The following is a 21,927-nucleotide window of genomic DNA, read 5'->3' as shown; positions in this document are numbered from 1 at the left end:
TAAAATTTATGAAATAAAATAAATAGGGTAATTATATGGATAATTTCAGCGACAGCTTTAAAATTGTTGTGGCTTCTCTATTCCATGATGTTGGTAAAGTAAGACAGAGAAGCGGAAAAATAATCAAAAACCGTGACAACGAACAATATATTGTAGATAATCAATATTTTCATGCCGCGCATACTGCAGAATCAATAGATGATGCCGATTTGCCGGATATATTTCCCTTTTTAAAAGATTTAGCTTCATCTCATCATAAAAAAGAACTTTCGGGATTTGAATCAATCCTTCAAAAAGCTGACCATTTAGCAAGCAGTTTAGACAGAGACGACCGAAACAAAAAAAGTATCGGCGCTGACATTGACTTGAAAGATGAAAATAAAAATATATACAAAAAACAAAGTAATTATAAGTTATGCAGATTAAATCCTATTTTTTCTCAAATAAATTTATCCGATGTCGGCGCCAAAACTTATAATAAAACAAAACAGCCCACTTTAATATACGATGTTGATATCTTAAATTATAAAACGAAACCGTATATTATTGACGATAATTTAAAAGATTATGAAAAACAAGAAGCCGAAAAACATTATCTAAGCTTATATGAAAGATATATTAACGATTTAAAAAAAATAATATTTGTGGGAAGTAATTTTAATGAAAGAAATTATATAACTTCTTTAATGTATTTAAATGAAAAATATTTTTCACTAGTTCCGGCTTCATGTTTTAATACTTCTCCTGAAAGTTCTTTGGCAGACCATTCAATAGCCGTCGCAGCTATTGCGAACGCTCTCCTTAATCAACGAAAATTGAAATCAGATGAACAGGGCGGTGACGGTAATCACAATAATTATATTAGCTCAGATAGCAGCAACGAAGAAAAAAACAATTTTTGTTTAATTCAAGGAGATTTTTCCGGCATACAGGATTTTATTTTCTCATTAAAAGGCGATTCAAATAAATATGTCGCAAAAATACTTAGAGCAAGGTCTTTATTTGTATCGACTGCTACAGAAAATATAGCGCATAGATTGTGTAAAAAATTAGATTTAATGCCTTCCTCTATTGTATTAAACGCTGGAGGAAAGTTTGTTATTTTATCCCAAAATTTCTCCGGTCTGGATAATATTATCGATGAATTTAAGCAATCTATAAAAAAAGAAATGGAGCAGTTAACATTCGGCAAAACAAAATTTATAATTGCAACTTACTGTTTCGGCGAGGAGTATTTTAAGCTTGGACAATTTAGTTCAGTTTATAAAGGTTTAAGTTTAAAATTTGAAGAAGCAAAATTGCGGTATATCCATGACAGATATGTATATGAAGATTACATTAATAGCATATCAAAAGCAGGTAACGAAGTTTGCGATATTTGCGGCGAACATCCCGCCGATGCTCAGAATTATGTAAAAGAAGAAGATTTACATATATGCAATATATGTAAAAAATTTAAAGATAACGGAGAAAAAATTCCAAAAACAAATCTAATTGAATTGAATATAAATTCCGACCCGGATAAGAATAATAATATTAACTGGTTATTGCAATCAATAAAATTAACAAACAACGATTCGCTGAGAAATAAAAATATTAATAATTTAAATAATTCTTTAAGCGTCGGCTTGAAAAACAATGACGATATTTATTTTGATATAACGGATTACGACGACGAGTTTATGGGAATTGCAAAAAAACGTATTGTCAATTACATACCGGTATTTAATAAAGAGGATATTGATGATATCAGATATAAAAAAATAGAAGACCAGTATAAAGATAAGCTGGATAAAATAGACGAAGGATCTGTAAAAACTTTTTATCATATAGCCGCATCCGCCTTAAATATAACTAATAAAAATTATAAAAATGCGGATGAGGACAGAAACATTAAAAACAGCGGAGAGCAAATTATATCCGGCAAGGAATTTCTCGGTGTTTTAAAAGCCGATATTGATAATATGGGTCAAATATTTATAAACGGGTTTAAAAAATGTTTAAATAAAGAGACTAATCAAAATTTTGATGCTGACGATAGCGCAGAAAATAAAAAAAATGATATGATTAATTTTCCGAAAGTTATTTCTCTGTCTAGAATGATTGATTATTTTTTCACATTTAAAATTCAAAAATTAATAAAAGATAAATATCAAAATGTTTATACTGTATTTTCCGGAGGCGATGATTTATTTTTAATAGGAAACTACAAAGAAATAGTTGAATTATGGAGGGAAATAAATAAGACGTTTATAGAATTTATCGGCGGCAATGATTATATTCATGTATCCTACAGTATTTTTTTAATCAAACCAGATGTCCCTTTCATAAAAATTGCGGATATCGCCGAAGAAGAATTAACGGCTGCCAAAAAATTGGACGGAAAAAACGCAGTAAGAATTTTTCAAACAACAATGCGAAATGATGAGTTAAAAGAGATTTTAGGGAAATATGATGGATATAAGTCTATTTATGACGCTACTTCAGTGCAGTATATTTATAAGATTTTAATGTTTATTGAAATGGAAAAAAATTTAAAAAATAAAAAAAGTATTCTTGAAAATGCAAAATGGAAAGCTCTGTTAAGGTATCATACAGCCAGAAAAATTGAGGAAAATAAAAAAATAAATGAATCCGAAAAAAATAGTATGAAGGGAATAGGCTACGATATAGAAAAGTTTTCGGACAAATTAAAAGTTCTTTTAAGTCTAATAATATATGAAAACAGAAAATAAAAATTAAGATAAAAAATATCAAAAAATTTATCTAAAAATTCATAACAATATATTATATATTGATAATTTATATATTAATAATAATACAATAAAATAAATTAAGTAAATTAAGAAGTTAGGAGGATAAATGGATAACAAATTTGGCAATAAATCTTATAATAATAATCCAAAAAATCAATCATCGCAAAATAGTAATAGTCATAATAGACATGAGCAATACTCTAAAAAAGTGTTAGACGCTGATTCAAAGAATTTTATAAATAGTATTAAATATTACGACGAAATAGGCGAAGCTAAAAATATTAATGTTAATTTATTCAGCGAAAAAGCTGAAGAAATAGTTAATCAAATTGCAAAAAGAGGTAGTACATGTACAGGCAAAGAAGGTCAAAATAAAATTACTCAATTAAGACGTTTTTATAACGACATTTTAACAATCAAAAATAAGATAGAATACAGCAAAAACCCGGAGTTGGAATTTCAAAAAGAGCTTCCTTATATTAAAATGATAGCCGCAAAGGCAAATTACGCTTGCCAGAGAGACCATATAACCATGTTTTTAAATGAATTTATTAAGCATAATGTTTTAAATCTTGTGAAAACAAATAAAGATTATAATATATTCTGTACGCTATTCGAATCTATAATTGCATATTCCACCGGAACGCTGCCAAAGTAGATTTAAAGACGGTGTGTATTGTTATACCGCTTTGATTAATATAGCTATATGTTTAACGGATATGAAATAATAAATAAAATTACGTTGATTATGTTAAATTATCTTAATTTTATTAAACTAAGTTTAATTATATAAATTAAGTTTAAGGAGGGATATATAATATGATTCAAAAATTAATAGAAATAAAAGAGTTAAAAGGTAAAACAAAACTTATTTCCGGTCTTCATATAGGTGCGGGAAACGATGAAATTCATATCGGCGGAATAGATAATCCAGTTATAAAAAATCCTTTAAATGATGAACCTTATATACCGGGGAGCAGTTTAAAAGGCAAAATAAGAACGCTGCTTGAATGGTATTTAGGAACATTTGGTATTAACAATAAAGGAGAAGGAACGCCACACTTTGTTAAAGAGGGCGACGGGGATGAGATCACTTTAATTTTTGGTAACGGCAGCGCTGAGCAAAATTATCACGGCGGACCAACCAGAGTTAGTTTTAACGATTGCCCTTTAAGTAAAGAAAGTTTAAAAAAAATGATTGAAAAGAATGCGTTAACAGAAGAAAAAATTGAAGTATCTATTAACAGACTTTCCGGCACAGCTTCCAAGTCAGGACCAAGAAATATTGAAAGAGTTCCTGCAGGCGCCGAGTTTGATTTCAGTTTGAGCTATTTAGTTTTTAACGATATTGATAAACAAAATTTCAAATATTTAATTTTAGGTTTAAAACTTTTAGAGCTTACAGCTTTAGGCGGAAGCGGTTCAAGAGGATATGGAAAAATAAAATTTGAATTTGAAAATAATGTAAGTATAGAAAATTTTACAACAAAATTAGAATCAGATGACAACGGGAGCAATGTGTATATTCTGAAAGATTTGAAAGATATTGAACAGGAAATCAAAAAATAGACTGTGTTTTTTTAACAGTTTAAATTGTTTAATTTAGAAATAAGTATCTGTTTATTTTTGATTTGATAAAAAATTATTTTATAAGGACGATAATATAATGAATTGTCTGAAGATAGAAATTAAACCGACATCAAGTTTTGTTACTAAGATTGAAAGCGATACGCTTTTTGGTGTTTTCTGCTGGAATCTTTTATATAAATACGGAGAAAATAGGCTCGTAGATTTATTAAAAAATTTTGATAAAGAGCCTTTTGTTGTATTCAGCAATGCTTTTTTTGCGGATAAATTGCCAAAACCTTATTTAAAACCGGTTATGTTAAACGATAAAAACGTTAAGGACATTAAAAAAACAGCACTATTAGATAAAACAGATTTTATTAATTTATTAAAAGACAATGAGAATAAAAAGACAGCGCTTACATTAACGCAGATAAACGATTTAATTCGCAGAAGGATTGATGAAAAACAGACTTCTAAAGGAGACAATATCAGAGGCGGATTTGAAGAAAACGTTGAACAGACGACTAACATTATTATTCAAAAAAATTATATAGATAGATTAGGAGATTATTCTAATAATAAATTATTTACCGTTGAAGAAACTTTTTATTCTAAAGATACAGAGCTTAATATATTTGTTAAATATTCAACTTCGTTGATTACAAAAGACGAAATTGAAGAGGTATTTAATCTAATCGGAAAAAACGGTTTTGGAAAAGACAAATCTACAGGCAAAGGAAAATTTAACTTTTCAATAGAAGAAGAATTTGAAGAAAAGGAACTGCTAATTCCTCCTCCAGACGATGATTTTGTTCTATATTGGATTATGTCTTTATCTAACGGTTATGTTGAAAATATTGATAAAAACGAATTATTAGAATATAAATTTATACAGAGCCATGCTAAATTTCCAAAAATGGGCGGTACCGCTGCCAGCAGTGACACTCCTTTTAAAAATCCTGTAGTGCTTCTGACACCTGGTTCAACTTTTAAGCCGCTCATTAAAAAAGAATATTACGGCAACGCTATTAAAAATGTGTTTGCTTCTAAATATAACGATTACTGGCATAGCGGATATATTATACCGTTTTTCTTTATAGGAGAATAATATATTATGAATTTTAAAGTAAAAATTACAACGCTTACTTCATTGTTTATAGGTAACGGTGAAAGTTATTATCCTACCGATTATTTTATAGATGAAAAAGGAAAAACCTTAAATTTTATAAATAAATCAGATTATATGGATAAAATTTACGGCGGGTTTTACTACAGAGCATTATTGAGTTTAACATCTTCAGGAACATTCGATTTTAAACAATTAATGAATATTTATTCTCAATCTTGTACTGATTTTGTAGAATATAAAATCCCTATCGACGATTCAGATGCAGATGCACCAGAATCAGCCTTTAATTACCTGGATAAAAATATTAAAGAGCCTTTCCGTGCCCCTGTGGACTGTTTTATAAGAGGAGGGTTAGATAAACAGCCGTATATTCCGGGAAGCAGTTTTAAGGGAGCCTTAAAAAATGCTTTTCAGTCTTATATGTTAGATAATAATGAAAACACAGCGGCAAATATTAAAAAAGAATTATTAGAAGTAGAAAGATCATTCAGCCGCGAAACAGATTTAAAAAAAAAGGAAACACGTACAATTAATGAAAAAATTAAAATTGTAGATAAATATATTAAAGAAAATATAACCGGAAGTTTTGAAAGCGATATCTTTCGGTTGATTAATGTGAGCGATTTTAAACTTTCTGCCGGTGATACCCAAAATAATAATTTGAATTATATAAAAATTATCCGTCCGAATAATTTAAATAAATCCGGCAATGTAACCCATATGCCAGTATTGCTTGAGTCAATTAGTAAGAACACATCGTTTGAAGGTGAAATTTATATTGACGACCAATTTATTAAATCTAATTTTGCAGATAGAATGCCTTTGCTTTTTAATATCGGAATACCTAAAGAGAAACCCGAAAATACGTTAAAGGAGCTTCTAATGAAAGCAATACAAAAATTCGGTTCTCAAATTTACGATATTGAAAGTAAAAGATTTAAATATGCTGAAAATTTTAAATTTGAATTAGATAAAAATAAAAATATCTTAAAGCTTGGAAGACTTGGCGGAGGAGGTTCAAAAAGCTTGGATAAAATTAGGGAAATTACTATACAAAAGAACGGTAAAATAATTACAAATAAAGCAGCATATCAAAGTTCGCTTTGGATTAATGAGAATAAAGAACCGATAGGCTGGATAGAAGTAGAATTTTTATAATTTCACGACAGAATATTTTTCTTATCAACGTAAATACCGTACCTTTTGTTATATTTACCCATTTTGGAAATCTTATAAACCGCAAATTCAAAAGGATTTAAATGCTGTTTCAATGTTTTATTTATTTTGGAAATATTCTGGCTGAAAAAGTCCTCTCCTTTTTCGTCATTTTTAAAAGATTCTTTTAAGCGTTCATATTGTCCGCTATTTTCAGTATAAATAATATTATAAAATCTTAAAATATTTTTATATACTTCCTGCGAACGCATTTCATTTAAAGACATGTAGCAATCCGTGCAATCGCCGCAAAATTCCTGCACGCACATCTTTTTATTCGACAAAAAGAGATTGTAGAGACAAATTTCAATAGGTTTTAAAATAACTTTTTTATTTCCAAGCAAAAGCGCCTTATTTTTTAAATCTATAGATATAAGCTTTGTGCCGCAGTAGTCCACCTTTTTTTGAACAATGTTTACGAGGTCATCGTAAAATAATTCATCTTTGATATTTAAAAAATTTCTAAGTCTGACGAATATTATTTCTGAACACATTATTGTAGCGTCCTTTGTGTTGATAATTTTGATAATTTTTCCATTTTTATCTTTTATCCCAATATTTTCTGGAACCGGAGGAATGTAAAAAAAGTCTTTTGTGGATTCAAAATCAGGCGACACTAAAGTATGAGAAAGTATATCCTGCTCCCTGCCATATAGCTGCAGACCTAAAGACAAATAAACGCCCATGGTTTTTCTGCCGCCTGCGATAGAACATATAATCCTCGTATTTTTATCGATAGCTATTTTTTTTATAAAATTTACTATTTCATTGCCGATGACAGCGCTGTCCATATCTGTCGAAATATCTTTAATATATGAATCTCCGCCGAGCTGAATCACGGAATTCTCATTAAATTTTATTTTCTGGAAGCCGATGTGGAAATCTGACAAAAATTTATAAAATACTCCATGCTCTTTTTTTAAAAGTGAATTGATTATTGTTTCTTTCCCGACTGAAGTAGTAAGTACATAAATCTCATCTATCCATATAGGAGGTTTTTTCTCAATCAGATAATAATACAATGTTTCTGTAATAATCTGCGGTGTTATTCCGGCTACGCATACCAATATAGTTTTCATAATATTTTCATAATAAATGAGTTGTTTAGTCGTTTATTTAACTTATTGCTGCTTATTGTAGAACAAGATTGAATCGAAATAATAAAAAATAATAAAAAATATAGAAAATTATAGAAATATGAATACGATTAAATTATAACAAATTTTACAGTGAACTAATTAAAAACAATGTTGTTTTTGATCTGTAAACGTTACCTATCTACTTATCTGTCTGTTTATCTATCTATCTACCTACCTACCTATCTATCTATCTATCTACCTATCTATTCTATTATTATTTTTATTACGGTAAATTATATGTTATAGTATAATACATAGAAAATGCAAAAATGAATTCATAAAATAAATACTATAGGCAGTATGACAGCCGGATAACGGAAAGAAAAGCGGCGTAAGTAACAATACCGAATACCGCCCATCATAATCGCCCCTACGGATGAGGACTTCTCGGCGGAGAGTTAAATAAATATATAAATACAATAAAATTTAAAAATTAAATAATAATAAAATTAAATAATAATAATAAAATTAAATAATAAGCAAATTAAAATAGATATATTTTAAATTATGGAAGGCGCGTCTATATCTTTAAACAGTAAAATTCCGTGTGTTAATTTATCGCAGCTTGTTAAGTTAATAACCGTAGCACTATCCGAATCGACGGATGAATGTTTCGATTTCAAATTCGACGAAGATAATCATATTTTAGATATTGGATTGGAATCGTTCCTGTTCGCTTTGTCTAAGCACACGGAGTTTAAAAGATTTCTGGATGACACGGAAAATGGTTTTATAAGCGGTTTTAATAAATTAACCGGCAGAATTAAAAATAAAAAAGTTCATAAAATCGGCGGCTACATTCATCCGGATACTGAAAAATCTTTTTCTGAAAATGTTGAAAAATTATATAATTTAATATCTTCAAAATTATCCATAACCTTAGATGATAATAAAATAAGTTCTCTGCTTACAGAAAATTCTAAAACGGCAATATTTAATTTAGCAAAACAGATGGGTTTTGATGATAGATTTGTCAACAGCAGCATAAATAGGGGTGATTGTGCAGCGCTCGTGCCGATAAGATTTGTCGATGCAGACGAAATAAAATCAGAAGAATTCGTTAAACATAGTTTAGCACGTGTTTTTACGGTTATAGAAAAAGTAAAAGACGGCAACATCTACGGCAATATTATTAACGGCATCAAGAAAAAACTTCAATCAGAAGAATTTCAAGAAGATATAATTGAATCCATTGTTGAATCTATAGAGATAAAAAAAAATAAACCAGATAATGAAGTAGATGAACTTTTAAATTTTATTTCAGGAGATGCTCTTTCCAGAGTGCGATTAAGGGTAACATTCAAATTGATGGAAATTTTAAGCTATCAGAAAAATATATCTAAAAATTTAGAATGTTATATTAATAACGTTAAATTATTCTTTGGATTTTTAACTGATAACCGAAAAAGCTACTATATTGATATAAGCAGAGATTTTGGGCTTAATTTTGCTTTTCCGCTTGAGGATTACGCAGATTCCGTGTCTTTTTATAAGGCGTTGCCGGTATGGGCGGACTGGGTTGTTCAGCTGTCAGAATTAAAATACGGGTATATAACTGAAAGGGAGATAACTTATAGATTTAAATTAAACGGAAAAAATATATATACCGGCAAATCTTCATTTGAATCAAGGTTGAAAAAAATAGAACAAAATTTATATAAAAACTTGAATCTGTCCGACAGCATTAATAGTAATTCAGCTAACAATACAGCGTCTGCGGCATTAAATTTTTATTTGAAAGATCTAATAGTGAAAAAGAATTTATCAAGCCTCATTCTTTTATATCTTGTTATCCCGTCTAATAATCCGGAATGCGGTTCTGAACGGCAGACGATGAATGCAGACGATTTTGAAAAAGTTTTAAACGATTTAATTACAAGATTAAAAGACAATCCGAAAAAAACAATCAGATATATGATTGACTGTCTTAAAAAAAGTCATAAAGACAAGATTGTAGATGATATAGCGTCTGAAATTTCGGTAATATTGAAAAATAAAAAAATGCTCGGAGAAAATTTAAGTTCTGCTATAAATAATTTTTATTTAAAATTAGATGCCGATATTATAGATATTGATTCAATAGGCGAAGGGCAGATTTTTAAAAATCCAAGCCGGCGAAATTCATTGAAAGACGATAGATGCTATCAAAATTGGTATAGATATATAGATGTTGTAGATAAAAGCAGAAATATAGACATAAACAGATTGAACGATAATTCCATATTAACGGTTGAGATAGAGGCTGCAATCAAAGAAAAAATACTGCATAAATCGGCAGAAAAACCGCTAAACTTTAAAATTGAAAGAAATTTGGATGATAAAGTTCTCGTTATAAGTTTTGTACCGGAGGAAAATTATAAAAATTGGCATACAACAGGCAAAAAAAATATAGCATGTTTAAATCCCGGTATTAATTTTAGATATAAAATAGACTTAAACATGCTATATAGCAAAACCCTAACAAAAACCGGAAATAAGTTTTCAGACAGTTTTTCCGTCGGCAATTATTCAGCTTTGTCTATAATAGTCTATCTTATATCGTATTATATTATAAACAGAATCAAGGGTCTTAACAACGGTTTAGAATCAAAAAATGTTAAAGTTCATATTTTGCGTTTGCAGGATGATGATGATTATCCTAGCAGGGATGAAAAATTTTATGCCATGTGCCACGCAATAGAACTCATCCTTTCTAATGAGCTTTTAGTTAAAATGCAGGGTTATAATCTTAATGAGAGACAGAACGACGATAGTATAAAATGGCGTAAGAGAAGCGCTTTTGTTGCTTTTCAGGGAGGTTTTCCTATTGTAATAGCTAAAAAAGACAAGAATTGCACTGTTTTTAATAATAGTGAACAATCTAAAAATATTGATATTGTCCAGCAAACAGATAGAAATTCTACTTTAGCTTTCACTTTAAACGATGGGAAAGTTCAAGACAGCCGTGTGCAAAATGCTGCTGCAGACAGCTCTGTTGACTCTGTTAGCTCTATTAGCTCTATTAGCTCTATGCAGCGTCAAGATGATGATTATCAATATGTCAACAATATTAAAAATAATACGGCTCTTATATCTTATATAACGAGACCTGTAAATACATATTCTGGAAATAAATCCGATATGCTGATTGTAAAAACCTATAAGTTAAATACCGATATGGATGACAAATTATCTATATTCTTAGATAAAACGGACGTAAATCTTATAGACAATGATTTTTTTGAACATCCCAGATATATAATAAAAGAAATAGCAAGGCTAAAGAATGAAAATTACAATCATATTATATTATTATCGCATCAATTTGAAAGACATCACATACTCCGGGACAGCAGCGAATATAATTATTTAAATTCTACATTCGATTATATAAAAAATATTGAGATAAGCGATGTCTTTATTTATCCCCTGAGAAAAGATGTTTTTTCTGCAACCAGATTCAGAAAAAGGGACAATGAGAATGAAAGTGGATTTGAGATATCATCGTTTTCTGAGAATTACAAAATGTACGACGACAGGAGGATGTCATCTTCATTATATAAGACTTCACTGCCTATATACACGTTTGCTACATTGTCAATTTATGATGAAGCATACTATCCACAATCCGGTTTCTGCACGTATTTTTTTGATAGCGAGGCAAAATTTTCAGATGAAGTTCTTTATGAAAAAATTAGAGCGAATATACTTGGCATTACCGGAGATAAGGATGTTTACAACAGTATAATCTTTTTGCTGAGAGGCGTGCATTTTATAGAAAGAGAAAAAATCTCTTCTAAAAAACAATTTCTTCCAAAACTAAATCCGTTTGCATTTACGAATATAAATTATATTGGCGAAGCAGGCGAAACTAATTTGCACTTAAACAGCGATAAAGCGCGTGCTGTATTTTCATTTTCTGCAGTGCTTACTAATGTAAAAAATGTTTTGCATAAATTGCATCAATAAGTATTTTTTGCTATAAAAAAGTCTGGTTATATAAAATCTAATGGAAAATTTTACACACAAAACATCTATCGCGTCTATCTTTGGGCAGGCTTACGAAGTTTTTGCAAAAAGGGGTGTACTTGCCTGTCTCACTGAAAATAACATGTTAGACGAAAATTTGTTTCAGCCGGCATCTGTACTGGCAGATTGGAGAACCAAAAATCTCAACAGCATTTATTTGTCGGTAATAAAATCATGCTCATTGACAGATGAGAACCTTGAGTCCCTGTTTAAGCGTGTTTTGGAGCATATGTCGATTCTTGCTTTCGGTAATGGGTTTACTGTTACGAGGGAGTATTTAAAAAATATCTGTAAAGATTTTCCCGGTACCCAGATATCTGATTTAACCCAATATCTTGATTTAGATTTTCTGTGGTGCCCTTTAGTTGTTCCTGACAACGAGAATGATAATGATAGCGTAAAATTAACCATGGAAGAAACTGCAAGAAATTTTATCAGACAATTCGGCGACATTGCTTCGTTGTCCGAAAACGGATTGAGAATCAGCGGTCGCGGGATGCCTGTCAATGCAGATTTTATACTTTTTCTGAAAAACAAAAAAAATAAAATATATACAAATAATAAAGAAAAATACGACAGTTATAAAAACGGCATTTATGCCGAAGACGGCGTCGGCAATGGCAATATAGATAAATATAAAGATTACCTGCTCATTCAGGAGTATTCCTATAATACAGATTTTGCCGGAGGCATAAAAGATTTTAACGATGAAAAAGCTCATTTAGAAGAGATTATGCATTACTGGGCATATATAAATGCAAGAAGTGTATTTACAAATATATCTGCTGAAGTAGACGGCGAATCATTTGATCTGTCTAATGATATCAGCTCCTATCTGTCTGCATTCACTTCAAAAGACAAACCTTTTTACAAATTATGCCAGGCATGCAGCTATGCTTATAATTCTGTTCCAGTTTTACGATATTTTAATAAATTAGACCGCGGGCTACTTGACATAACTGCTTTAGCATTAACGCCGGTGGGTGTCGAAAGCATTTCCTCCACATGCTCCGAACATGACCTATCAGATGTTGAGTTTAGTGCGGCATCACAGAATTATGGCGATACAGGCAAAAATTTTACAGATTTTCGTCAAATCAAGGAAGGCACAAATAATAAAAATTATATAAAATTCCAATTAATGAAGAAATTAGGCGAAGCTTATCGAAATATTCCCGAACATAAAGAAAATAATTTTGAAGACGAACAGTCTGACGATGTTGAGTTATCCATAAAAAAATTTCTGCGCAACGGTATTTTTAATAAACTTCCAAAGGATTTATACAACGGCATTAAAGAAATAGGTAAATTAGACGAATATATAGACAATATAAATAATGGGCAGGATTTAGCATTAGAATTCAGCGAACGGCTGGAGGGCAGTTCTGATTATTTTTCCATGTCGCAGCTGTTTACCGTTGAAGAAGCTATAAAATTATTGCCGGAAGAATTGACAGACGATAATTATCCGAATCTGTCAGATTTGCAGCCTTTTTCGTCTATCGTAGATTTGCCAAAAACTTTTAGAGAAATTATTACAGAGCAGCTTAACATTATTAATCATAAAAATAACGGTGTTACATTGAGGGATATCCATGCGTCTCTTATCAAAATCATATTAAAATATCAAAAGCTTGGTTCTGTAAATATACTAGCGCTTGAAGGAAATCCCGGGATTGGAAAAACGACGGCATTAATTGATTATCTTAACAGTTTTGAAGAGGGTTATCTGTTCATTTATGCAAGTCCCAGGGTTGTAATTAACAGAGATGTTACACAAAAAATTGCCAGTTTCAAAAATAATTTAAAAAAAAGCGTTACACTGACGTCAAATTCCAGACTAATAAATTCTTTCGACAAATTGTATGCAAAGAATTTTACCGAAAAAAATAGATTTCTCAGCGGATGCGTAGTTGCCGACGGAATGGATGAAAAAACCTTTAAAAAACCCGAAGGTTCAATTTTAGTTATATCTAAAGAAGAAGAAAAAGAAATTGAGAATAGATATGGGGGCAACAAATATAAAAAAAATGAAATTTTTGAGGGTGATTTTAAGGTAAATACGCGGGTTAAGTCTGGTGTTATAAGGTGTCTCGCTAATGCCTTAAAAGATATAATGAGTTCCAATATCGATATAAATCGTTTTGTTTTATCGTTCGCTCTTCAGGGCTATAGATTAACTAAAAATAAAAAGAACGGCGGCTCAGCTCAATCATCCACGGTAGATGCGCTGGATCAAATCTTTGCAAGCAACAAATCCGGTTCGTCTGCTATGAGAGAAGAAAGAATGCGTTTTGCAGAACGGATTCCGAATATAATTGTCATGGCGGATGAAATAACTGGAAGCGATTCAGGTTCTTTATTTGTGAAGGAAATATTAGGCTGGTTGAAAAAGCAGTTTGCAGATCCGTTTAAACCGCTAAACAATGTCGGAAATGCACGAAATTCCGGCGCATCCAAGTTTAAAATTTCGCTTATTATATCAGATGCATCATTGAATAACGAGAATGTTTTAGATAAATTTTTAAATTCAGAAGAAACTTCGCCTGAAAAAATTTTAATATCTCCATCCAGAGGAAAAAGATGTATTGACCTGAAGATACACGATTTGAGAATAAACATGCGTACATATAAGTCTATACATGTTATGGCGAATAGTTTTCCTGCTAAAAACATAGAAATTGATTACAAGGTTAAAATGTCCAACATAGAATTGAACGAAAGAAAAAATAAAGAAGGAACCGGAATTTTAGATACTAAGGAGCAATCGATAAATAAAAATTTCAGGGATAAAAATTTATCCATTTGTGTAGATGAAATTGCAAGTGCCGTTAAAAAAAATGAATCTAATCAAATAATATTTTTTGCTCAAGATAAGAACTACCTTTCTGATTTAAAACTGCAGCTTCTTGAATATTATAAAACCAAAGGATTAACTGATAAAAATTTACTTATTTTAAATGAAGACAATGTTAAAATTTTAGATTCTTCCGTTTCTGCAATAGAAAGGGAAAGATTGGTAAGCCCTAATATAAGAGACGCAACGAGAGTATTTCTTATGACAAGTTCCGGCGGAAGAGGTATATCTTTTCCGAAAACTGATACAATTATTACGTTGGTTCCGAATTTTAATATAGCATCTTCGTTAATGGAAATAGTTCAGCTTATTTATAGGGGGAGAGGAGCGTTTACGGATGAAAACGGGCAGAAAGTTTCAGGGGATGATTTAGACAAAAAAATCATAATGTTAGTAAATGATTACTTTATTAAAAATGCTTATAGCGATAGTTTGCAGCAGGAAGAAAATAAACAAATTATGAAGAGGAGATGGTTAAGGCAGTCAGTTGATCTTATAACATTTATTATAATGCTGAGGTCTTCAATATTTACAAGAATAACCGGAGATTCAGGATTAAAACAAAAAATATCGTTTGTTCCCGTCGGAAGAATAGAAAATGAGTATATTTCCGACTCTTTATCGGACAGTGTCGACATATTTTTAAAAGAATCAAACAGAATGATAGCGAGAAATACAAATTCTGATTATTTCGGGGTTTTTAAAGAATTGATTAAAAATATAGAAAGTATTTTTTTAAACTTCAGACTTGAGTCTAATTGCTGTAGTGATGATGGCGCAAAGTCTTGCGCAAGCAAAGAATACGCAGAAAAGTTACTGGAGAAATTAAGCGATCCGAATATTCTTCTGTTGTTAAAAAATAAGAATTCGGAAGGATTTTTTAATATTCCAGATAGTATGTATTTTAAGGGTCCTTTAATAATTGAAGACTGGTCTGATTTTTCATCTTCAGAAAATTTTGTTTTTAATAATGCAAATTTTAACGACGCTGAAGATAAAATTAAGAAAACGCTTAATTTATTGAAATCTGTGAGTATTGGAGCGAACAAAAAACAGTTAAATCTTCCGCACGAATTATTAACTGCCGTTGAAGAAATAAAATATTTTTTAAACACCGACGAAGGAAATCATTTAAATAGCTTAGGCAAGAAAATAAATTCAGAAAGAATATGGGTTGCGCTGCCGGCGGCATATTTGCAATTCATGATCAGGCGGCAGGAGCTCGAACGATCTGAAGATTATCCGCCTCGTACATTTAATCAGGAAGAAGTTTCTGAACCGTTGAGATATGGAGATTTATGGTTGGAAAACTTGAGGCAGGCATTTTCTAAAGGCAATATAGTTTTGCCTGTAATGCCGAAATATGCGGAATTTCCATGGGCGGCGTGCTATGGAGGGGCAGACCCGACAAATTTTAATATAATTTTCAATGATAAATATTTTAATATTTCTAATGAAGTAAATTTGTTGAACATGCTTTTATTGTATTAATAAAAAAAATAATTAAAAGCAATATTTATAGCTTGCGCTATTATTTATTGCACTACATGTAATCTAAAAGCATAAGCTTAAAGAATAAAATTATCAAAGCCTATCATTACCTATCGTTTAATTGAAATTTAATATCCAATATCTCATAATTTATCTGTCAATATTGTATTTTAGGGAGCATATCTGCCGGAAAAGGCGAAAGATAGACGTAGCTTGACCCGTTGTTTTCGTTGCTGTAAATTTTTTCCCAGCTTGATAGCAATGATGCATTATAATTATACGGTATGCCGCCGCTGCAGTAATTATACCATGTATAAGTAGTGCCAAAATAATTTTCTGTTGAAGTAGTAAGTTCGGCACTGGAATAAACAAGGTTGTCGGTTATGTTGGTAATTACGATATTATTTCCGCACTCTGTATATCCGGCGCTTGATGAAGGACCGTCATTGTAAAGACCGGCGTACGGATTAAAATTTGCATAAACCTGCGCAAAATTTATATAAAATGTCTTGCCTGTATATCCGTTTGTATTTTCGGATGCGCTTTGAGAAGGGTCAGGCGATAAGCCGCTTGAGAACAGACCTGTTATATTAGAAATATAAACTATCTTGGACGCAAGTAAACCTTGATGCCATATTTTGTTATTCCCAGAATATATTGTTACGGTGTTATCACCGCCGAACCTGTCGTCGATACCTTCTGCAATACCTTTAACATAATTTGTAAATCCGGCTAAATTTCCATTAACGGGATAAATCTCAATCTCAAAATAATATATACCGTTAACGACCGGTTCAAATAATTTTATTGCAATCGGAATATTATTTATTTCGAGACTCCTGTTTTCGCCAATTATTCCGGATTTTAATCCTCCATATTCTGCCAAAATTCCTGAAGCAAAATAATTATAAGAAATTAATTTACTTAACGGCATGTAAAAGTTATAACCGTTCTGATTAGCGCTGCTATCCGAATTTGAGCCTATTTGCGATGAATTGTTTTTAATAAAATAATTGTTTATTGCTGAATTTTCCGCCTTAATAAGCGAATTAACGATATTAATTACCTTATTCATTTCATTTGTGTTGATTATTCCGCTATTGATAGATAATGATGCGGCACTCAATATACTTATTGTAATAATGCCTGATATTAAACCGAATAATCCGCTAAAACCCCTTTGATTTGATATAAATTTTATTTTCATAATCTATGCCGTCCCATTGTTTATTTTTTTATAAATTTAGCAATATTCAAATGCAACTTAAGATTAGTATATTAAAAATTTTATTAATCAAATGTTAAATTTTATTAAAATTTTATTAATTAAATATTAAAAATTCGTTAAGGGAGACATAGAATATGATATAAATGCTGCATATTTATGAGGTAATTAATATCATACAATTGGGAAGTATATAAAAAAATCATATAAGGAGTTTAAAAGAAGAATATGTTAAAATCAAATCACCGGTACGGTCGGTTTAACCGTGACTGCAGCCGACCTTATAAACCGGTAATCTGATTTTATAAATCTGTTTTGATGCAATACTCTTATAATCTTAACTATGCTGCAAGATTATCAGAAACTGTAGTCAACGCCGATTAAATAGTTGTTCTCTCTGTAGCTGCTTGATAGCGATGCGCCCATGTATTGCGCAGTTACGCCCCAATTTCTAGTAAAAGAATATTTTACTCCTACACCGTACAAAACGCCGCCTTCAGAATTTATACTGTAAATAGCGGTATTGTCAGATGTGGAGTATGAATATCCGATGTATCCTACTTTTACAAAAGGGGTAAAATTTTCATAGTCGTACCCGCCTTTGACAAAAGCTCCATAATATACAGAATTAACATTAAATGAATATCCGCTGCCGCTGTAGCTGCCGTTGTCGGCATAACCGAGCAGGGCGCCTCCGCCTATAACTATATTATTCATATGATAATTATCGCCTAGCGTAATATTATAGGTTCCGCCGGACTTTGAAGAAAGACCGCTGCCGAGGGATGTTGAACTCAGACCGCCATTAACTGCGAGATAAAACCTGCTGTAGTTCATGCCATAAGCATTAGCTTTGGCTGGTTTTATTGCGATAAAAGCTATTAAAGCAATAAAAATAAAAAATCCGATAAACTTTTTGTTTTTCATTTCAAAATTTCTCCTTAAAATTAATTAATCAATGATATTCAGGTTATAGTATAAATTTTAGATTATAGTATAAATAATGTTGCAGTGCTATCACAAATATATTACAATTTTATTAAGATTTAAATCTAAGTCGTACGTTGCTGCATTATTAATGAAACAAAGAATAAATTTAATAAATTGAATTATTAAAACTTAGATCACCGTTCCTTCTGTTATGGTACCACATTGTGCTTCGTTAAACAATAAAAATATTTTTTCATATTATATATTATATAGTTGTAACATATAATACGGATCGCAGCAGCGGGATGTTTCATTTGACGAGCTTATTTTAAATTTAATTTTTTAAATTGTTTTAACTTACCGATTATTAATGTTTCATGTGAAACAAATATATTCCGATAAATTAAACTAAATTAATTAATCAATTTCAACTGCTGAATATAATAAAATGCATGAAAATGAATTTACCGCATATTTAAAAGAATCATTATATAAAAAAGATTTAAATAAAATAATTTTTAGCGGAACTGCGACATCGGGCAAAATAGAAGAACTTTTAAGAAAAGCCTATATTTTTTATAAAGAATTAATAGAATGGAATAAAAAAATCAATCTTACGGCTATCACGGAACCGTCTGAATTTATTGAAAGAAATATAATAGATTCATTAATGGTATTTAAAATACTGGATTGCGGTTTTTATGAAAATTCTGAAAATTTAAGAAACAATACAGAGTATCAATATAATAAATATGATAATGGCTGCGGTGAGAATAATGCAGGAATAATAAATATAAATATAACTAAGTATGAAGATAAAAACATATTGAAATTATTAGATATAGGTTCAGGAGCCGGTCTGCCTGGAATAATATTAAAAATTTTTAATCCTGATGCGGTGCTATATTCAATTGAATCAGTATTGAAAAAAAGCGCATTTCAGAAATATGCCGCAAGAAAGCTTGGTTTTGAGAATTTTTACTGCATCAATGAAAATATATATAAAATATATGAATTGCCGAAAGTTAACGCAATAATTACCAGAGCGGCGTTCAATGTAAATGAATTGTTTCATTTAATAGATTCATTAGAAATGAAAAATTTAGAACCGCCGGTAAATTTAATATTATTTTTAACTAATCTAAAAGATGCGAATACAATTACAAACGGAAAATATGGCGATAAAAGTCTTTACATTGATAAAATTTTAATGTATAAAAATAATAATGACAGGGATAAAAAATTTAAACAAATCGTGAATTTTAAGATAATTAATAAGATTTAAATTAAGCTTTAAATATTATATGGCTAAGACTATCTGCATTTCCAATCAGAAGGGAGGAGTAGGCAAAACCACCACAGCCGTCAATGTTGCGGCGTGTCTTGCCGCTTACGAAAAAAAAGTTTTGCTTATTGACGCAGATCCTCAGGCGAATGCAACCAGCGGATTAAATATACAGATAAGCAGAAGCGATAAAAATGCGCTTACAGTTTACGACTGTCTGCTTGATTCTGCCAATACAAAAAAAGCTATTCTGCCTACTGAAATGAAAAATTTGTTCGTGATTCCATCTTCTTCAGATTTAGCCGGTATAGAGGTTGAAATTGTCGATATTGAAGATAGAGAGTATCTGCTGAAGAAAAATATAATAGAAAAAGTTTCGGAGGATTTTGATTTTATTTTTATCGATACGCCTCCGTCGCTTGGACTTCTCACTATCAATGCTTTAGTTGCTTCAGATAGCGCCCTTATACCGATGCAGTGTGAATATTATTCGTTAGAAGGGATATCAAGACTTATGAGCACAATAAAAATAGTAAATCAAAAACTGAATAAAAAATTAACCGTTGAAGGCGTTCTGTTTACAATGTACGACTCAAGAATGAACCTGACCCACCAGATAATAAACGAAGTTAAGAAATATTTCGGCGATAAAATTTATGAAAATGTTATACCGAGAAATATTAAATTGTCGGAAAGTTCAAGTTTTGGCAAACCTATTATTTTGTATGAAATTAATTCTAAAGGAGCTAGCAGCTATTTAGAACTGACTAAAGAAATTATGAATAGGGCGGCATAAGTGCGATGCTGTATAATTGAGTAGTGCTGCAGCCGCATTACAGCTGAAAATAGGGATCATATTAATAAAAAATAAAATAGCAATAAGATAAAATGAAAAGCAATAAAATATATATAAGTAAAAGGAAGTAAAAGGTGTCTGACACCTTTTCCGTGACACCTTTTCCGAGTAGATAACTTTCTATTGCAGGATTAAGGATATAATATATATAACTTTATAGATAACTTTTTATATTAAATTATATTAAAAAATGTTTGAGCATAAGCAGGATAAAACCTTGAAAATCAAGCGGAATGTTCTTGGAAGAGGACTCGGAGCCTTACTGTCCGATAACGGTGAAGGCGTTGAAACTTCCGATTATAAAATATTTGAGATAGATATAAATAAAATAAAAACCGGAATTTATCAGCCAAGAATATATTTTGATGATAAAAAACTGGAAGAATTAAAAAATTCAATAAAAGAAAACGGAATAATTCAACCCCTGCTCATAACAAAATCCTCCGCAAATACGGAGGGCGGCGCCGGAGGCGAGATATATGACCTTATAGCAGGCGAAAGAAGATACAGAGCTGCAAAGCAGCTTAATTTTAAAACTGTTCCGGCAATAATAAAAGATTTGAGCGGTTCTAAAGCTATTGAGGTAGCACTTATAGAGAACATCCAGCGTCAGGACCTTAACGTCATAGAAGAAGCTCAGTGCTATAAAAGGCTGATAGATGAATTTAACCTGACTCACGAAGAACTTTCTGCAAAAATTGGAAAAGATAGGGCAACTATTACTAATATGCTGCGATTGTTGGCATTAAGCCCTGAGATAAAAGAAAATATCATTAATGGGGTAATATCGCCGTCGCATGCAAGAAATTTAATAGGTCTATCCGAGACCGAAGCATTATCCCTTACCGATAAAATAGATAAAGAAAAACTGACCGTAAGAGAAGTGGAAGAATATGTAAAAAATTTGAAGACAATCAATGATACGGCTGCAAGCGCAAAAAACAAAACTAAAAATAAAAATACAGGCAGTTCATCTGATAGAAAGTTTTCAGCTTTGCAGGCGCAGATAAAAGATTACGAAAATAAGATATTTGAAAAAATGCAGGCGCAGGTAAAAATTAATTATAAAATCAATCATCAGAAAAATAAAGTTCAAGGCAATATAGAAATAAAGTTTAATTCCGATAGTCAGCTGGAAAAAATTATTGAATCGCTGCTTGCCTAATTAAATTAGTTAATTAAAATCATATATAAATATTTGAAGAAATACCTTAATCCTGCAGTAGAAAGTTATCTACTCGGAAAAGGTGTCAGACACCTTTTACTTATTTCGCTTAACCGAGCAAAGAAATGCATAAATATTTTCTATTGCAGGATTAAGGAAATAAATTTTACTTGACTTTAGCAAGATAATTATGATATTTAAGATATCTTAATTGTATAATAAATTGTATATAATGCATATTGAAAAATATTTAAAAAAAACAATAAAACAATATGATTATATCCATAGTAAAGTCCTAACTA

General features: G+C 30.8%; 13 protein-coding genes. 10 read left to right on the top strand and 3 right to left on the bottom strand.

Annotated features, from left to right (window positions below):
- Positions 1-35: 35 nt before the first annotated feature.
- From cas10 to csm5, 5 genes are all read left to right on the top strand, one after another.
- Complete coding sequence (gene cas10, locus EVJ46_02785) at positions 36-2,735, top strand: type III-A CRISPR-associated protein Cas10/Csm1 (GenBank protein ID RZD17172.1); 2,700 nt, start codon at positions 36-38, stop codon at positions 2,733-2,735.
- 127 nt (positions 2,736-2,862) lie between these two features.
- A complete protein-coding gene (csm2, locus tag EVJ46_02780; protein ID RZD17171.1) occupies positions 2,863-3,414 on the top strand; it encodes a type III-A CRISPR-associated protein Csm2 in 552 nt (183 codons plus the stop codon).
- 161 nt (positions 3,415-3,575) lie between these two features.
- Complete coding sequence (csm3, locus tag EVJ46_02775) at positions 3,576-4,325, top strand: type III-A CRISPR-associated RAMP protein Csm3 (protein RZD17170.1); 750 nt, start codon at positions 3,576-3,578, stop codon at positions 4,323-4,325.
- A 97-nt stretch (positions 4,326-4,422) separates the two neighbouring features.
- Entirely contained in the window at positions 4,423-5,433 is a 1,011-nt protein-coding gene (locus tag EVJ46_02770) for a hypothetical protein (GenBank protein ID RZD17169.1), read from the top strand.
- A 6-nt stretch (positions 5,434-5,439) separates the two neighbouring features.
- Positions 5,440-6,612 (top strand): type III-A CRISPR-associated RAMP protein Csm5, encoded by a 1,173-nt coding sequence (gene csm5, locus EVJ46_02765; GenBank protein RZD17168.1) that lies wholly within the window; start codon positions 5,440-5,442, stop codon positions 6,610-6,612.
- 2 nt (positions 6,613-6,614) lie between these two features.
- Here the strand turns inward: csm5 and EVJ46_02760 are convergent, their stop codons facing one another.
- A complete protein-coding gene (locus EVJ46_02760; GenBank protein ID RZD17167.1) occupies positions 6,615-7,748 on the bottom strand; it encodes a TIGR02584 family CRISPR-associated protein in 1,134 nt (377 codons plus the stop codon).
- Between the two features lie 567 nt (positions 7,749-8,315).
- On the opposite strand from EVJ46_02760, the gene EVJ46_02755 reads away from it, so the two are divergent.
- Both EVJ46_02755 and EVJ46_02750 read left to right on the top strand, forming a co-directional pair.
- A complete protein-coding gene (locus EVJ46_02755; GenBank protein RZD17166.1) occupies positions 8,316-11,756 on the top strand; it encodes a hypothetical protein in 3,441 nt (1,146 codons plus the stop codon).
- 40 nt (positions 11,757-11,796) lie between these two features.
- Positions 11,797-16,164, top strand: coding sequence for a hypothetical protein (locus EVJ46_02750; protein ID RZD17165.1), 4,368 nt, complete (start codon positions 11,797-11,799; stop codon positions 16,162-16,164).
- Positions 16,165-16,321: 157 nt separating this feature from the next.
- Here the strand turns inward: EVJ46_02750 and EVJ46_02745 are convergent, their stop codons facing one another.
- Both EVJ46_02745 and EVJ46_02740 read right to left on the bottom strand, forming a co-directional pair.
- Positions 16,322-17,371, bottom strand: coding sequence for a hypothetical protein (locus tag EVJ46_02745; GenBank protein RZD17164.1), 1,050 nt, complete (start codon positions 17,369-17,371; stop codon positions 16,322-16,324).
- Between the two features lie 375 nt (positions 17,372-17,746).
- Positions 17,747-18,316 carry a hypothetical protein gene (locus EVJ46_02740; protein RZD17163.1) on the bottom strand — a complete coding sequence of 190 codons (570 nt, stop codon included), beginning with the start codon at positions 18,314-18,316 and terminating at the stop codon, positions 17,747-17,749.
- A gap of 451 nt (positions 18,317-18,767) precedes the next feature.
- Between EVJ46_02740 and EVJ46_02735 the strand changes: the two genes are divergently transcribed.
- From EVJ46_02735 to EVJ46_02725, 3 genes are all read left to right on the top strand, one after another.
- Positions 18,768-19,604: a hypothetical protein gene (locus EVJ46_02735; GenBank protein RZD17162.1), complete on the top strand. Its 837-nt coding sequence runs from the start codon at positions 18,768-18,770 to the stop codon at positions 19,602-19,604.
- 19 nt (positions 19,605-19,623) lie between these two features.
- Positions 19,624-20,400, top strand: coding sequence for a ParA family protein (locus EVJ46_02730; GenBank protein ID RZD17161.1), 777 nt, complete (start codon positions 19,624-19,626; stop codon positions 20,398-20,400).
- Positions 20,401-20,650: 250 nt separating this feature from the next.
- Complete coding sequence (locus EVJ46_02725) at positions 20,651-21,625, top strand: ParB/RepB/Spo0J family partition protein (GenBank protein ID RZD17160.1); 975 nt, start codon at positions 20,651-20,653, stop codon at positions 21,623-21,625.
- Positions 21,626-21,927 lie beyond the last annotated feature (302 nt).

Source organism: Candidatus Acididesulfobacter guangdongensis (assembly GCA_004195045.1).
Taxonomy (GTDB): Bacteria; SZUA-79; SZUA-79; order Acidulodesulfobacterales; family Acidulodesulfobacteraceae; genus Acididesulfobacter; species Acididesulfobacter guangdongensis.
Note: the sequence above shows the minus strand (reverse complement) of the source record. Positions and strands in the feature narration are given on the sequence as shown.

What these genes read in the sequence shown, in the direction of transcription:
- csm3 (RZD17170.1), top strand. Translation starts at nt 3,576, where the DNA reads ATGATTCAAAAATTAATAGAAATAAAAGAGTTAAAAGGTAAAACAAAA.
- EVJ46_02755 (RZD17166.1), top strand. Translation starts at nt 8,316, where the DNA reads ATGGAAGGCGCGTCTATATCTTTAAACAGTAAAATTCCGTGTGTTAAT.
- csm2 (RZD17171.1), top strand. Translation starts at nt 2,863, where the DNA reads ATGGATAACAAATTTGGCAATAAATCTTATAATAATAATCCAAAAAAT.
- EVJ46_02770 (RZD17169.1), top strand. Translation starts at nt 4,423, where the DNA reads ATGAATTGTCTGAAGATAGAAATTAAACCGACATCAAGTTTTGTTACT.
- cas10 (RZD17172.1), top strand. Translation starts at nt 36, where the DNA reads ATGGATAATTTCAGCGACAGCTTTAAAATTGTTGTGGCTTCTCTATTC.
- EVJ46_02740 (RZD17163.1), bottom strand. Translation starts at nt 18,316, where the DNA reads ATGAAAAACAAAAAGTTTATCGGATTTTTTATTTTTATTGCTTTAATA.
- EVJ46_02730 (RZD17161.1), top strand. Translation starts at nt 19,624, where the DNA reads ATGGCTAAGACTATCTGCATTTCCAATCAGAAGGGAGGAGTAGGCAAA.
- EVJ46_02745 (RZD17164.1), bottom strand. Translation starts at nt 17,371, where the DNA reads ATGAAAATAAAATTTATATCAAATCAAAGGGGTTTTAGCGGATTATTC.
- csm5 (RZD17168.1), top strand. Translation starts at nt 5,440, where the DNA reads ATGAATTTTAAAGTAAAAATTACAACGCTTACTTCATTGTTTATAGGT.
- EVJ46_02725 (RZD17160.1), top strand. Translation starts at nt 20,651, where the DNA reads ATGTTTGAGCATAAGCAGGATAAAACCTTGAAAATCAAGCGGAATGTT.
- EVJ46_02760 (RZD17167.1), bottom strand. Translation starts at nt 7,748, where the DNA reads ATGAAAACTATATTGGTATGCGTAGCCGGAATAACACCGCAGATTATT.
- EVJ46_02735 (RZD17162.1), top strand. Translation starts at nt 18,768, where the DNA reads ATGCATGAAAATGAATTTACCGCATATTTAAAAGAATCATTATATAAA.
- EVJ46_02750 (RZD17165.1), top strand. Translation starts at nt 11,797, where the DNA reads ATGGAAAATTTTACACACAAAACATCTATCGCGTCTATCTTTGGGCAG.